This is a genomic window from Uniformispora flossi (genome assembly GCF_049534875.1).
Lineage (GTDB): Bacteria > Actinomycetota > Actinomycetes > Streptomycetales > Streptomycetaceae > Yinghuangia > Yinghuangia aomiensis.
In genome coordinates this window covers 385,227-399,509 of sequence record NZ_JBMULZ010000007.1, presented here as the reverse complement: position 1 = coordinate 399,509, position 14,283 = coordinate 385,227, and the positions used below count along the sequence as shown (strand labels likewise).

General features: G+C 72.5%; 12 protein-coding genes. 6 read left to right on the top strand and 6 right to left on the bottom strand.

Features of this window, described 5'->3' with window-relative positions; all coding sequences use genetic code 11:
• A partial coding sequence (locus ACPA54_RS18980) for a M23 family metallopeptidase (protein WP_423531309.1) occupies positions 1–156 on the top strand: 156 nt, incomplete at its 5' end.
• A gap of 151 nt (positions 157–307) precedes the next feature.
• On the opposite strand, the gene ACPA54_RS18975 is transcribed toward ACPA54_RS18980, so the two are convergent.
• Together ACPA54_RS18975 and ACPA54_RS18970 are read right to left on the bottom strand one after the other, a co-directional pair.
• Positions 308–2,686 carry a phosphoketolase family protein gene (locus ACPA54_RS18975; RefSeq protein ID WP_423531282.1) on the bottom strand — a complete coding sequence of 793 codons (2,379 nt, stop codon included), beginning with the start codon at positions 2,684–2,686 and terminating at the stop codon, positions 308–310.
• A 226-nt stretch (positions 2,687–2,912) separates the two neighbouring features.
• Positions 2,913–4,013, bottom strand: a complete 1,101-nt coding sequence (locus ACPA54_RS18970; RefSeq protein ID WP_423531280.1) for an acetate/propionate family kinase — start codon at positions 4,011–4,013, stop codon at positions 2,913–2,915.
• 216 nt (positions 4,014–4,229) lie between these two features.
• Here ACPA54_RS18970 and ACPA54_RS18965 point away from each other — a divergent pair, with 216 nt between their 5' ends.
• On the top strand, positions 4,230–4,982 hold the full coding sequence (locus tag ACPA54_RS18965) for a DUF4118 domain-containing protein (RefSeq protein WP_423531278.1): 753 nt from the start codon (positions 4,230–4,232) through the stop codon (positions 4,980–4,982).
• Positions 4,983–5,022: 40 nt separating this feature from the next.
• Here ACPA54_RS18965 and ACPA54_RS18960 read toward each other — a convergent pair whose 3' ends face one another.
• Both ACPA54_RS18960 and ACPA54_RS18955 read right to left on the bottom strand, forming a co-directional pair.
• Entirely contained in the window at positions 5,023–5,391 is a 369-nt protein-coding gene (locus tag ACPA54_RS18960) for a VOC family protein (protein WP_423531276.1), read from the bottom strand.
• A gap of 521 nt (positions 5,392–5,912) precedes the next feature.
• The gene (locus tag ACPA54_RS18955; RefSeq protein ID WP_423531274.1) at positions 5,913–6,752 is read right to left on the bottom strand and encodes a carboxypeptidase regulatory-like domain-containing protein; all 840 of its coding nucleotides are present in this window, start codon (positions 6,750–6,752) and stop codon (positions 5,913–5,915) included.
• A gap of 245 nt (positions 6,753–6,997) precedes the next feature.
• Here ACPA54_RS18955 and ACPA54_RS18950 point away from each other — a divergent pair, with 245 nt between their 5' ends.
• Positions 6,998–8,728, top strand: coding sequence for an N-acyl-D-amino-acid deacylase family protein (locus tag ACPA54_RS18950; RefSeq protein ID WP_423531272.1), 1,731 nt, complete (start codon positions 6,998–7,000; stop codon positions 8,726–8,728).
• A 5-nt stretch (positions 8,729–8,733) separates the two neighbouring features.
• On the opposite strand, the gene ACPA54_RS18945 is transcribed toward ACPA54_RS18950, so the two are convergent.
• Positions 8,734–9,783 (bottom strand): Lrp/AsnC family transcriptional regulator, encoded by a 1,050-nt coding sequence (locus tag ACPA54_RS18945; protein ID WP_423531271.1) that lies wholly within the window; start codon positions 9,781–9,783, stop codon positions 8,734–8,736.
• A gap of 155 nt (positions 9,784–9,938) precedes the next feature.
• Here ACPA54_RS18945 and ACPA54_RS18940 point away from each other — a divergent pair, with 155 nt between their 5' ends.
• Both ACPA54_RS18940 and ACPA54_RS18935 read left to right on the top strand, forming a co-directional pair.
• The gene (locus ACPA54_RS18940) at positions 9,939–11,483 is read left to right on the top strand and encodes an MFS transporter (protein WP_423531269.1); all 1,545 of its coding nucleotides are present in this window, start codon (positions 9,939–9,941) and stop codon (positions 11,481–11,483) included.
• Positions 11,480–12,652, top strand: a complete 1,173-nt coding sequence (locus ACPA54_RS18935) for a M20 family metallopeptidase (RefSeq protein WP_423531267.1) — start codon at positions 11,480–11,482, stop codon at positions 12,650–12,652. The genes ACPA54_RS18940 and ACPA54_RS18935 overlap by 4 nt, the downstream gene beginning before the upstream one ends.
• An 87-nt stretch (positions 12,653–12,739) precedes the next feature.
• On the opposite strand, the gene ACPA54_RS18930 is transcribed toward ACPA54_RS18935, so the two are convergent.
• Positions 12,740–13,537, bottom strand: coding sequence for an alpha/beta hydrolase (locus ACPA54_RS18930; RefSeq protein ID WP_423531265.1), 798 nt, complete (start codon positions 13,535–13,537; stop codon positions 12,740–12,742).
• A 152-nt stretch (positions 13,538–13,689) separates the two neighbouring features.
• Here ACPA54_RS18930 and ACPA54_RS18925 point away from each other — a divergent pair, with 152 nt between their 5' ends.
• A complete protein-coding gene (locus ACPA54_RS18925; protein WP_423531263.1) occupies positions 13,690–14,277 on the top strand; it encodes a hypothetical protein in 588 nt (195 codons plus the stop codon).
• Positions 14,278–14,283: the final 6 nt, after the last annotated feature.

Below are 14,283 nucleotides of genomic sequence, written 5' to 3'. Positions count from 1 at the left end.
GGCCAGAAGGTCTCCACCGGCCAGCAGATCGGCCTCTCCGGCTCCACCGGCAACTCCACCGGCCCGCACCTCCACTTCGAGGTCCGCACCGGCCCGTCCTACGGCTCCGACATCAACCCGATCAGCTACCTCCGCGCCCACGGCGTGAACGTCTGATCGGACGACAGCGCGGCGGGCGACCGTTTCCGGGTGGGGCCGGGACAGCCACCTGATGCCGCGTGAGCAGGACAACCGGAAGGCCCGGCTGGAAGAACTCCAGCCGGGCCTTCCGGCGTTCGCGCGTTTGCGCGCGGTTGCCGACCGGGCCTCAATGGCCCGTCGGCCACGTCCAGTCGCGTACCTCCGGCAGGTCTTCGCCGTGCACCCGGATCCAGGCGTGGTGCCGGGCCCGCATGTCCAGCATCTGCTGGCGCAGCGCGGCGGCGTTGCGGCCGAGGGACGGCACCCGGTCGATGACGTCGACGACGCGCTGGTAGCGGTCCATGTCGTTGAGGACGACCATGTCGAACGGCGTCGTCGTGCTGCCGAACTCCTTGTAGCCGCGCACGTGGAGCTGGTCGTGGTTGGCGCGCCGGTAGGCGAGGCGGTGGATCAGCCAGGGGTAGCCGTGGTAGGCGAAGATCACCGGCACGTCGGTGCCGAACAACGCGTTGTAGTCGGCGTCCGGCATGCCGTGCGGGTGTTCCTCGTGCGGCAGCAGCCGCATCAGGTCGACGACGTTGACCACGCGCACCCGCAGTTCCGGCAGGTGGCGGCCCAGCAGGTCGGCCGCGGCCAGGGTCTCCAGGGTCGGCACGTCGCCCGCGCACGCGAGGACGACGTCCGGCGTGCCCGCGTCGTTGGAGGCGAACTCCCAGATCCCGGCGCCGCGGGCGCAGTGCAGGACGGCGGCGTCCGGGTCGAGCCAGTCGGGTGACGGCTGCTTGCCGGAGACGACGACGTTGACCAGGCCGCGGCTGCGCAGCACATGGTCGCTGACGGCGAGGAGGGTGTTGGCGTCCGGCGGCAGGTAGACGCGCACGACTTCGGGGCGTTTGTTGACGACGTGGTCGACGAAGCCGGGGTCCTGGTGCGAGAAGCCGTTGTTGTCCTGGCGCCACACGTGCGAGGTCAGCAGGTAGTTGAGGGACGCGATCGGCGGCCGCCAGCCCAGCTTGGCGGATTCGTGGAGCCATTTGGCGTGCTGGTTGAACATCGACGAGACGATGTGGGTGAACGCCTCGTAGGTCGAGAACACGCCGTGGCGGCCGGTGAGGAGGTAGCCCTCCAGCCAGCCCTGGCAGGTGTGTTCGGACAGGATCTCCATGACCCGGCCGTCGGCCGCGAGGTGGGTGTCGACGTCCAGGAAGGGGCCTTGCCAGGCCTTCGCGGTGGCTTCGTACACCGCGCCGAGGCGGTTCGACTCGGTCTCGTCGGGCCCGAACACCCGGAAGTCGCGGCGGGGGGCGCTTGCCGCGGTGACGTCGCGCAGCCACGCGCCCAGCGCCCGCGTCGGTTCGGACATCGTGCCCCCGGGCTCGGGGACCTTGACGGCGTAGTCGCGGATGTCGGGCAGCGGCAGGGCGCGCAGCAGGGTGCCGCCGTTGGCGTGCGGGACGGCGCCGAGCCGGGCGTCGCCGCCGGGCACGTTCGCCAGGACGGCGGCGGTCGGCTGCCCGTCGGCGGTGAACAGTTCGTCGGGGCGGTAGGAGCGCAGCCAGGCGTCCAACTGGGCGAGGTGGTCCGGGTTTTCGCGGACCGCGGGGAGCGGGACCTGGTGGGATCGCCAGGTGCCTTCGACCGGGAGGCCGTCGACTTCGCGGGGTCCCGTCCAGCCTTTCGGGGTGCGCAGCACGATCATCGGCCAGCGCGGGCGTCCGACGGTTTTGCCGGAGCGGGCGCCCGCCTGGATCGCGGCGATGTCGTCGAGGACGGTGTCGAGGGCGGCGGCCATCGCGGCGTGCACAGCGTCCGGCTCGTCGCCTTCGACATAGTGCGGGCGCCATCCGCAGCCGGTCAGGAGCGCGTCGAGTTCCTCACGGGGCAGACGGGCGAGCACGCTCGGGTTGGCGATCTTCCAGCCGTTGAGGTGCAGGATGGGCAGCACGGCGCCGTCGCTGACCGGGCTGAGGAACTTGGTGCCGTGCCACGACGTCGCGAGCGGCCCGGTCTCGGCCTCGCCGTCGCCGACCACGCAGGCGACCACGAGGTCCGGGTTGTCGAACGCGGCGCCGAACGCGTGCGAAAGGCTGTAGCCCAGCTCGCCGCCCTCGTGGATGGAGCCGGGCACCACCGGCGCGATGTGGCTGGGCACGCCGCCGGGGAACGAGAACTGCCGGAACAGCCGTCGCATGCCCGCGGTGTCCTGCGGCACGTCCGGATAGCGCTCGGTGTAGGTGCCGTCGAGCCACGCGCCGGCCAGCGCCGCAGGTCCGCCGTGGCCGGGGCCGGTGACGTGCATGATCGTGGTGCCGCGTTCGCGGATCACCCGGTTGAGGTGCGCGTACACCAGGTTGAGGCCGGGCGACGTGCCCCAGTGGCCGAGCAGCCGCGGTTTGACGTGCTCGGGCCGGAGCGGCTCGGTCAGCAGCGGGTTGTCCATCAGGTAGATCTGGCCCACGGCCAGGTAGTTCGCCGCGCGCCACCAGGCGTCGACGGTGTCGAGTCCGCCGGGCTGCGGGCCGGTGGCCGGGACGAGGTCGGTCATGGCTATCCCCCTCGGAGACCGCGCGGCGCCGACGCCGCACGAAATGGCTGTGCGTCGCTGACCACGGTTCCCGTTCGGCGGACCGATAGTCAGGGCCGAACGGCCTGCGGAATCCGGGGTTCCGGAACGTCGGTGGGGTTGTGCGGGGGTTCGCCGGGTTTCGGCGGTGGGCTCGGGTGGGCGTTCGTCGGTCTGTGCAGGTCGGCTCTTCTCGCGTGCGCGTTCGTCAACCGTCACGGGCCAGCAGTTCGCGGGTTTGGCGGGCGACTTCGAGGTCTTCGCGGGCGGTGACGACCACGGTGTGGACGGGCGCGCCGGGTGCCGAAACATCCGCGTCCGCGTGTGCGGCGTCGTTCGCGCCGCCGTCGAGGGCCACGCCGAGGAACTCCAGTCCCGCGCAGGCCGCCGCCCGGATCGGGGCGTCGTGTTCGCCGACGCCGCCGGTGAAGACCACGGCGTCGAGTCCGCGGAGTGCCGCGGCCATGGCGGCGGTTCGGGTGCCGATGCGGTACGCGTACACCCGCCGGGCGAGGGCGGCGGTCTCGTCGCCGTGCTCGGCCGCGTCGCGGATCGCCCGCATGTCGCCGCCGTGGCCGGCCAGCGCGGCCAGCCCCGAGCCGTGCTCCAGCGCCTCGTCCAGCTCGTCGGCCGACACGCCTTGCCTGAGCAGCCACACCAGCATGCCCGGGTCGACGTCGCCCGGCCGGGTCGCCATGACCAGGCCCTCGGCCGGGGTGAAGCCCATCGTGGTGTCGACGGACGTGCCGCCGCGCACGGCGGCCAGCGACGCGCCCGCGCCGAGGTGGCAGGTGACGATACGGGCGGCCGCCGGGTCGAGCCCGGCGAGTTCGGCGCCGCGCCGGGCGGCGTAGGCGTGCGACAGGCCGTGGAAGCCGAAGCGCCGCAGTCCCCACTTGGTGCGCCAGCGTTCCGGGAGGGCGTAGGTCGATGCCTCGGGCGGGAGCGTGCGGTGGAACGCGGTGTCGAAGCAGGCGACCGCGGGGACGCCGGACAGGGCTTCGCGGACGGCGTCGACGGCTTGGAGCGCCCGGCCTTGGTGCAACGGCGCGAGCGGCGCCAGTGCGGCGATGCGGCGCACCACGTCGGGGGTGATCCGGGCCGGGCCGTCGAAGTCGCCCCCGCCGTGCACCACCCGGTGGCCGACCGCGTCCACGGCACCGGCGCCGCGCACGAACCCGGCGACGGCGCCGGGCGGGATGGCGTCCGGGCAGTGGATGTTCGCTTCCTGCGCGGTCGTACCGTCCGGGGCGACCACCGACAGCTTCAGACTCGACGATCCGGCGTTGACCACCAGTACGCGTGTCATGGCACCTCCGCCTTCGGTGGGCTTGCCCGGGTCCCTGTCGAGCCTCGCGCACGGGCCGGGAAGGGCGAAAGGGCCAGACGGCTCTACCTCGGCCGGCGCGTCACCCGGGGTCCCTCGGGCGCGGGCGTTTTCCCTTCTGCCCCGGGACGCGATTTTCACGCCGTCTTGACGCCCGCTCCCGGTCCGCTGCGGGCCTTGCGGTGCTACCAAGGTCATATGAAGGCATTCGTGCGGAACCATCGCGACGGCCTCGCCTTCGCGGGTGCGCTCCTCCTGCCGTTGGCCGGAGCCGCGATCCTCGCCCAATTCCGGGGCGCCATCCCCCACACCGACGCCGCGCTGATCCTGGTCGCACTCGTCGTCGCGGTGGCCGCGGACGGCAACCGGCTCGCCGGGCTGCTCGCCGCGCTCGGCACGGCGGCGTGGTTCGACTTCTTCCTCACCGCGCCGTACGACAGCTTCCGCATCACCGGCGGCGGACAACTCCAGACCGCGCTCCTGCTGCTCGGCGTGGGCGCCGCGGTGAGCGAACTGGCGGCGTGGGGGCGGCGGCACCGCGTCCTGGCGCTGACCGACGCCACGTACCTGGCGACCGTCCACAGCACCGCGGAACTCGCCGCGGGCGGCGCCCAGGCCGACGACCTCGCCCGCCTCGTCGCCGCGCAGATCAAGGCCTTGCTGGGCCTGCGCCGCTGCCACTACGAGCACGGGACGTTCCTGGGCCACCCTCCGCGCCTGGAACCCGACGGGACCGTCACGGTCGACGGCCAGCCCTGGGACGTGGCCGCCCACGGCCTCCCGAAAGGCGAGATCGAACTCCTCGTCCGCGCCGACGGCCACGCCTACGGCCGCTTCATGCTGACCGCGTCCCGCACCACCGTCCCGGACCGCGGCGCCCGCCAAGTCGCCGTCGTCCTCGCCGACCAGGCCGGCGCAGCCATGGGGCGCCGACCCGTCGCCGTCGGCTGAGGCGGGGCGCGGACACGCCCCGGCCCCGACGCTCCGCCCCCTACGGCACCGGGATCGGCTGAGTGAGGTTCACCGGATTCCCGTCGGGGTCCTTGATGTGCGCGACCCGCTGCCCCCACGGCATGTCGTTCGGCCCGCCGGACACCGAACCTCCCAACGCCGTCACCCGCCCAAGGGCCTCCGCGACATCGTCGACCTCGACACTGAGCAGAATCCGCGGCGCTCCTTCGCCCCCTGCCTCGTCCTTGACCACGACCCCGAGGTCGGAGTCCCCGATCCGCAGCCCGAGGTAGAACAACGGCCCCTCCTCCGGCACCCGATAAACCTGCTCGGCCCCGAACATCTCCGTGTAGAACCCGATCACCGCATCGGGCGCGGCCGTGGTGATCACCGGCTGAATCGTGGACATCGGCACTCCTGTCGAAAGCGGTCCTGTCCAGAGACAGACCGCCCCCAGCCCGAAAACTCATCGGCCGGCACTACTGTGCGGCCATGGACCACGAAAGGCCGAGCGAGTGTGCGCTCCACGGCGCCGGGTTGCGGGTGGAGAGCCTGGTGGGGCGGCGGCTCGTCGAGGTCGTCGCGGCGTGGCTCGTCGCCGACGGGGGCGAGACCGTCGGCCCGCTGGACGTGTGGTTGATCGACGAGGGTGGCGACTCCGTTCATGTCACGACCGGGTCCAATTGGTGTCTCATCGTCGAGGCGGCGCAGCCCCATGCCGGCTACGACATGGGCGCGTCGGGGCGGGTCAGGGTGGCCGCCGTCGGCGATGGGACACCGTTCGCGGAGTACGTCGGGGACTGCGTTGTGGGGGGTGCGGGAAGAGCACGAGCCGAATACCGGGCGCGTCGTCCTCGAGGTGGTGTTGCCGCGCGGGCGGGTTCGGTGTGCGAGTTGGGGCGGGGAGCTGCAGTTGGCTTAGGGCAGTGCTCAGCCGCGGAGCGCCAGTTCCAGTTCGATGCGTTGGTGGTCGGTGAGGTAGGGCTTGAAGGTGGTGGTGACGTCGGCGGTGTAGGGGCCGGCTTCGTCGCGGGTGCGGATGGCGAGGGGTTGTTTGCGGCCGGAGCCGGTCGTCAGGATGGCGGTGATTTTGTAGGGGCCGACGGGGATGTCGCGGACGGCCCAGCCGTCGCCGGTGTTCTCCGCGCGCTTGGTGACGGGCTTGCCCGGGGTGCCGTCGACGAGGGGGCCGGTCGGGGTCAGGGTGAGGGTGACTCCGGCGGAGTCGACGTAGCTGTCGTCGGCGGGGTTGATCGGGCTCAGGTTGAACAGCACCGTGCCGCCGTAGAAGGTGTCGGGGGCGTCGGGCTGTTCGCCGGTCAGCTTCCAGGTGAAGTCGCGTACGGCGCCGTCCCGGCCGGCGAACAGCTCGGGGTTCTCGGGGGCGAGACGGAAGGTGTACTTCGCGTTGTTGTAGGTCTTCTTGAAGCTCGCCGTCACGTTGTACGTGGCGGCCGCTCCCGGCATCTCCGCCCGGTACTTCCCCTGCGCGTCGGTGGTCAGGACGATGTTGCTGTCGTAGAGGAACTGGTTGTCCACGACGATCTCGGCGCCCTTGATCGGGTTGCCCGCCGAGTCGGTCACGCGGCCTTTGACGACCCCGGCCTCGACCTCGCCCGACGAGGTGTCCCGCCCGCCGCCCGAGGCGGCCGGCGTGGTCCCGCCGGTGTCACCGTCGCCGTCTCCGCCGCCGCACGCCCCCAGCGATCCGCCCAGGACCCCGACGGCGACCGCCGCCACCAGCGCACGCCGCATTGCTGTGCCGAACATGGTTCATCCCCCCAGGGAAGCCGATGGGTGCGCACCCCGCCGGTTGGTCTCCCCCCACCCGGTCACGGCACGCCTGCACTGCCGTGCAGCCTAGGGCCGGGACATCCCCGGCCCGAGCCGGGCACGCAACGGCTCTGTCACAGCGAACCCGCACCCGCGCGAGAACGCCCCTCCATCGCCCTCCCGATTTGCCGGACCGCCCCGTACCGTCGCACCACCAAACCGCTCCGACGGAGGACGGCACCATGTCTCAGCCCGCGCAGCCAAGCAAGGACCTGATCGTTCGTGGAGGGCACGTCGTCGACGGAACCGGGGCGCCGGGCTTCCGGAGCGACGTGCGGGTACGCGGGGGCCGCATCGCCGAGGTCGGCCCGGACCTCGCGCCCGACGGGGAGACCGAGATCGACGCCGGCGGCGCCGTGGTCGCCCCCGGGTTCATCGACACGCACGCGCACACCGACCCGCAGGTCTTCTGGGACCCCGGCCTCGACCCCGACCCGCTGCACGGGGTGACGACCATGCTCGTCGGCAACTGCAGTCTGTCGCTCTATCCGGTCACCGACGCCAGCCGCGCCGGCATCGCCGATCTGTTCTCATACATCGAGGACGTCCCCCGCCACCTCTTCGACGACAACGTGCCGTGGACCTGGCACGACTTCGCCGGCTACCGCGACACCGTCAACGCCGTCGGCACCGGCATCAACCTGGCCGCGCTCGTCGGCCACAGCCCGCTGCGCCTGACCGTGATGGGCGACGACGCGTGGACCCGCGCCGCCACCGCGGACGAGAACGCGCGCATGGCCGCGCTGCTGGACGAGGCCATGCGGGCCGGTGCCTGGGGTCTGTCCTCGTCGTTCCTCGACGTCGACCAGCACGGCCGCCCGGTGCCCTCGCGGGCCGCCGACAACGACGAGTTCGACGCGCTGTTCGACGTGCTGGCCCGGTCCGGCCGCGGCGTCGTCGAGCTCGTCCCCGAACTCCTCGGCGCCAACCCGGCCGAGCGCCTCGAAGACCTCGCGCGGCGCTGCGGCGCCCGCGGTATACCGCTGACCTGGACCGGCTTCCTGTACTCCGACACCAACCCCGCGAGCACGCAGCGCTGGATCGACCTCGCCCGCGAACTACGCGCCGAAGGCATCGGCTTCTACCCGCAACTCTCCCCGCGCACCGTTGACTTCCGCATCAACTGGGACTCGTCGATGATGTTCATGTCGATGCCGCAGGGCTGGCACAAGGTCATCGCGGCGTCCGGTGAGGCGAAGGCCGGGCTGCTGCGGGATCCGGCGTGGCGGGCCGCGGCGCGGGAGGAGTGGGACCGCACGGAGAAGGCGATGTTCCCGCACCGCAGGCTGGAGACCGTGCGGTTCGTCGAGGTGGTCGGCAAGGAGAACGAGCCGTGGCTCGGCCGTACCCTCGCGGAGCTGGTCGCCGAGCGCGGCGGCCACCCGTCCGACGTGTTCGCCGACTTCGTCGCCGCCAACGACTGCCGTCCGGGGGTCGTGGCGGTGGGCGTCTCGAACGCCGACGTGGACGGTGTCGCGCGGACGCTCGCCGACCCGGCGGTGCTGGTGAGTTCGTCCGATGCGGGCGCGCACATGCAGATGCTGTGCGCGTCGGGCGACACGACGTTGCTGCTGACGCGGCATGTCCGCGACCGGGGCGACATGACCCTCGAACACGCCGTCCACGAACTGACCGGGCGGCAGGCCGAGGTCTTCGGGTTCGCCGACCGCGGTGTCGTCGCGCCGGGCGCGATCGCCGACCTCGCCGTTTTCGCCCTCGACGAACTCCACTATGACAAGGATGAGTTCGTGCACGACCTGCCTGCGGGCGGCGCCCGGCTGCGCCGCCCCGAAGGCGGCTACCGCGCGACCGTCGTGGACGGCGTCTGCGTGCAGACCGGCGGTACGCCGACGGGCCGGCTCCCAGGCCGCGTCCTGGACGGCTCCGGCCCGGCGGGCACCCGCCGCGGGTAACGGGACTACCCGGAGGGAACCGGCCCGCCCTCGGTCGCCGAACCGGGGGCGGGCAAGGCGCGCCCGGTGGGCCCGAGGGTCCGTCCGCTGGACTTGTACGGCCGCAGCACCACGACCCGGTCGGCGATCCGCAGATCCGGCAGCCGGTCGGCGAGCAGGTTCTCGAGTCGGTGGACGTCGTCGACGGCATGAAGCCACACCGAGATGTGCAGGTTGTGCGGGCCGGTGGTGGCCATGCACATGCGTATCTCCGGCAGCGTGGACAGCGTCTGCGCGGTCGCGACGACCTTGGCCGGGGCGACCGCGGCCCGGAACGTCGCGCAGATCGGCCACCCGGTGTACGCCTGCGCGACGTCGCAGCGGAAGACCAGCCGACCGGACCCGAGGAGCCGGTCCAACCGCCGCCGCGCGGTGTGGACGCCGATGCCGAGCGCGGCCGCGACGTCCGCGCCGCCCGCGCGCCCGTCGCCGACGAGCACGGCCCGGATCCGTGCGTCGAGGTCGTCGCCCGCCGGACTGCCGTGGCTGCCGGACCCGGCGGGCGGCGGCGCGATCCGCTTGAGCCGGGTCACCTGACCGGGCGTCAGCCCGCGCATGCGCCACCGTGAAGCCTCCAGGAAGATCCGCGTGGCCAGGTGGATCTCCACCGCCCGCACGCCCGCGATGCGCTCGATCCGGTCGAGGCAGTTCGCCGTGAGGTCGCCCAGGTCGACCGCGCCGACGATGGCGGTGAGGCTGTGCGCGCCGGTGGTGCGTTCCAGGGTGAACACGTGCGGGTCGGCCGCGATCGCCGCCGCGACGGCGTCGAGGTCCCGCGGGGCTACGGCGATATCGACCAAGGCGGCGGTGCCGTACGCATCCGGTGCCGGGTACGCCGTCACCCACGCCACGCCCTCCGCGGAAAGCCGCTTCCAGCGCCGGGCCACGGTGACCGGGTCCAGGGCGAGCACCTCGCCGACCGCTGCCCAGCTCGCCCGCGGGCTGACCTGGAGCGCCTCGATCAGGGCCCGGTCGGCGTCGTCGAGCGGGTGCACTTCCTGCGTGGCAGACGGCATCGCTGCTCCTTTCCTGCACAGAGGATCCGAATCGTAGGACAACGTTCGTGTTCCGGCCATGTTCGTGCGACGCGGGTCGCTCCCCGGGGTCCGGGGCGGCGCGACCGCATCCGCCATCGGCCGAGCCGCCGTGCTCTTCGCCTCACGGAGTTCACATGACCGGGACAACCTCTTCGCCGCTGCCCCCGGAACCGGGCAGACCCCCGGCGTCCGCGCCCGTCCGCCGCGCGACGTCCGCGGGCGTCATCCTCGCGTCGGTCATGGGCGTCGAACTCGTCAGCGGCTCGCTGCAGAGTTTCCTGACCCCGCTGTTCGGCACCCTCGCGAAGACCCTCGACGTCACCGCGGCGCAGCTCAACTGGGTCAGCATCGCGAACCTGCTGGCCAGCGCCGTTTTGGCGCCGATCCTGTCGCGCATGGGCGACCTGTACGGCCACCGCCGCATCCTGCGCGTGAACCTCGCGATCATCCTCGTGGGCTCTCTGCTCGTCGCCCTCGCGCGCAGCTTCGAGGTGCTGCTCGCCGGACAGGTCCTGCAAGGGTCGCTGTCCGGACTGTTCCCGCTGCTGGTGGGCATCCTGCGCAACCACGGCGGCGAAGCGGAGAACCGCCGGGGCATCAGCCTGATGGTCGCCGCGATAGGCGTCGGCAGCGGCCTGGGGCTGGTGGGCAGCGGCCTGGTCGCCGAGTACGCGGACAACCCCACTTCGGCGCTGTGGGTGCCCGTCGCCACGGTCGCGGTGGCGGTGCTGATCGCCCAGTTCGCGCTGCCGGAGACCACCGACCGGCCGGGTGGCCGGATCGACTGGGCGGGCGGCCTGTTCATCGGCGCCGGCCTGGTCGGCGTCCTGCTGGCGCTGAGCCAGGGCGAGGCGTGGGGCTGGACGGCGGGCAGCACGCTCGGCTACGGCCTCGGCGGCCTCGTCCTGCTGGCGGCGTTCGTGGCGGTCGAGCTGAAGCACCCCGAGCCGATGGTGAACGTCCGCATGTTCACCCGCATCCCGGTGCTGGTCATCTCGGTGGTGGCGCTGCTGTTCTCGTTCGTGTTCTTCAGCCTGACCGTGCCCGGCGCCATCTTCAGCAGCCTGCCCGACGACATGGTCGGCTACGGCCTGGGCCTCGGCGCCCTCGCCATCAGCTTCGCGGCCCTGCCCGCGGTCGGCGGCATGGCCCTCGGCGCGATCGCCGCCCCGTCGGTCGCCAAGGTGGTCGGCGACCGCGGCATGCTCGTGGCCGGCTCGCTGCTGATGGCCGTCGGCTACGGCCTCACCGCGCTGGCGCACGACAGCCTCGTGCCCTACCTGGTGTTCGGCGCGGTGTCCGGCCTCGGCATCGGCCTGCTGCAGCAGGGCACCCGCACCATCGCCGTCGAGGCCGTCGCCGAGGACGAGACCGCGGTCGGCTCGGGCATCAACGAGCTGATGATCACCGTCGGCGGTTCGGTCGGCTCCGCCGTCGTCGGCGCGATCATGACCGCCAACACGGCCGACGGGGCGCTGTTCCCGAAGGAAGCCGGATTCACCAACTCGTGGTGGCTCGCCGCCGCGGTGTCCGTCCTGGCCGGCGTCGTCGCCTGCCTCTACCGGCCGCGCCCGGCGCTCCCCGTCGACCTGCCCGCGCCGGGACACGGGGCCGCCGCACCCGCCGCACCCGCACACGCCGCAGGTGCGGCCGACGACGCGAAAGGCCTTCTGCTGTGAGCACGACCTCCGATCCGCGCGACATCACCCGCCGCCGCCTCGAATCCCGCCGCGAGGACGTCCTCGCGCTCAGCCACAGCCTGCACGCCCAACCCGAACTCGCCTTCGAGGAGCACAAGTCGGCGAAGAAGATCGCCGACCTGCTGGAAGGCGCCGGGTTCGACGTGGCCCGCGGGATCTGCGACCTCCCGACCGCTTTCAGCGGCACGTACGGCTCCGGTGAGCTGGTCGTCGGCATCACCGCCGAGTACGACGCCCTGCCGGGCATCGGCCACGCCTGCGGCCACAACGTGAACGGCGCCGCCGCCGTCGCCGCGGCCCTCGCCCTGGCCCCGGTCGCCGACGACCTCGGCATCACCGTCAAGCTCCTCGGTACCCCGGCCGAGGAGTACGGCGGGGGCAAGGTCTACATGCTCGAACGCGGCGCGTTCGACGACGTCGCCGCCGCGATGATGGTGCACGCCGCGCCCATCGACGGCCTCGGCTTCACATCCCACGCCATCAGCAGCTGGAAGGTCGCCTACACCGGCCGCACCGCGCACGCCGCTGCCATGCCCCACAAGGGCATCAACGCCGCCGACGCGATGACGGTCGCCCAGGTCGCCATCGGCGCGTACCGGCAGCAGATGATCCCCGGCGGCATCGTGCACGGCGTCGTCACACACGGCGGCGAAGCCCCCAACGTCATCCCCGGCCGCGTCACCGCCGACTACGACTGCCGCGCGGAAACCGCCGACGACCTGCACGAGCTCAAGGCCCGCATCCGCGCCTGTTTCGAAGCCGGCGCCCTGGCCACCGGCGCCGAACTCGAACTCACCGACGTCGGCCGCGACTACGCCGACCTCCGTCAGGACGCCGCGTTCGGCGAGGCCTACCGCCGCGCCGCGGAGGCACTCGGCCGCAGCTTCGACCGTGTCCCCAGCGGCATGCGCGGAGGATCGACGGACATGGGCAACGTCTCCCACGTCCTGCCGACCATCCACCCGAGCATCGGCTACGACTGCGGCGAAACCATCATGCACAACCCGGAGTTCACCCGCTACGGCACTACGCCGGGCGCCGACAAGGCCGTCCTCGACGGCGGCCTCGCGATGGCTTGGACGGCCATCGAACTCGCCACCGCGGACACGACCCGCGAACGGCTGCTGACCGGCGTCGCGGGACGCTGACCGGCTCGGGGGTGACGCGGCGGCGTCACCCCCCGGTCGGCCTTCGGGGGCGGGGTCTGTCGTGTGCGCGGCCGAACCGGACCGACGCTACAAACCCTGCCCCCGAAGCCACGTCAGCGCCGTGTCCGCGACCTCGCGCCAACCGCTGTCGATGGTCAGCGAGTGGCCCTTGTCGGGGAAGTCGACGATGTCGGTGACGGCTTCGGAGTGGCGGTACTGCTTGAGGGTGGCGCGGGTGACCGACTGGGGGACGGTGTGGTCCTTGCCGCCGCTCATCAGCAGGAGGGGACCGCGGCCGACGTTGGCGGTGGCGACCTTGGCGGGCGAGTGCGGGTTGAAGTTGGCCGCGGCGGCTTCGAACAGGGGTTTGCCGGGGGCGGGGATCGTCCAGCGTTCGAACAGCGCGTCGGACTCGTCCGGGGACACCGCGTTGCCGAACGCGAAGCGGAACTGGTCGGCGGTGAGCGACACCGCGCGGTGCCGGTTCGCCGGGTTCTTGAACACCGGCAGCGTCGCCCGCAGCGCGGACAGCGGCACCGGCAGCACGCCCTTGATCTGCGCGGCGTCGATGGCGACCGCGGCGGCGCCCAGGTCCTGCCCGAGGAGCTTCTGCGCGATCATGCCGCCGAAGGAATGCCCGATCAGGATCGGCGGCGCCTCCAGCCCCCGGATGATCCTTGCGAAGTGCTCCACCACGTCGTCGATGCCGTGGTCGGCGATGCTGTCCGGGTTCGCACGCGCCTCGGCGACCGTCGCGGGATCGCCGGGCCAGCCCGGCGCCGACGGCGCGTACCCCGCACGCTCGAACAGCTCGATCCACGGCTCCCACGACGACGCGTGCAACCACAGGCCGTGAATGAACAGGACGGGCTTCGGACTCGTCATGGCCGCCTTCTCCGATCTCGGGGTGCCAGTGCGCCGGGTGGCGCGTCAAGGTTGCCCGGATTCCCCCGAACCGAACATGACGGTCCCGACGGGATCGGCGCGGGTTCCGCGCCGTCCGCCCCCGCCGCCGTCGGGAAGTACGCTCTGTCCCTGTGACCGGCACCGTTCCTCCCCCGCCCGATTCCTCCGCCTCCCGCCCCACGGGTGACAGTCTGCGGAAGCTGCTCGACGCGGGCGGTGTCGCGTACGGTCCCGGCCTGGACCCCGCCGAGTTGCGCGCGGCCGAGGAGTCCTACGGTTTCACCTTCGCCCCCGAACACCGCCTGTTCCTCACCGCCGCGCTCCCCCTGGGCCCCGGCTGGCCGGACTGGCGCGACGGCGGTACCGCCGCTCTCCGCATGCAGCTCGGCCTGCCGGCCGAGGGCGTCGTCTTCGACGTCGAGAACGCCGGTTTCTGGCCCGCCGCCTGGGGCGCCAAGCCCGCGCAGCGCAAACACGTCCTCAAGTCGGCCCGCTGGCACCTCGCCAAGGCCCCGCGTCTGGTGCCGGTCCACGGCAACTGCTACCTGCCCGGCGTCGCGGACGCGTGGGATCAGCCGGTGCTCGCCGTGCGGCGCAGCGCGGTCGAGGTGCGCGGCACGTCATTGGCGGACTATCTGGCGCGGGAGTTCGGGGCGGCCGCGGCCGACTCGGTCGACGCGGCGCACGTCGCGTTCTGGAGCGACCTGGTCGACGGCTGACCTGTC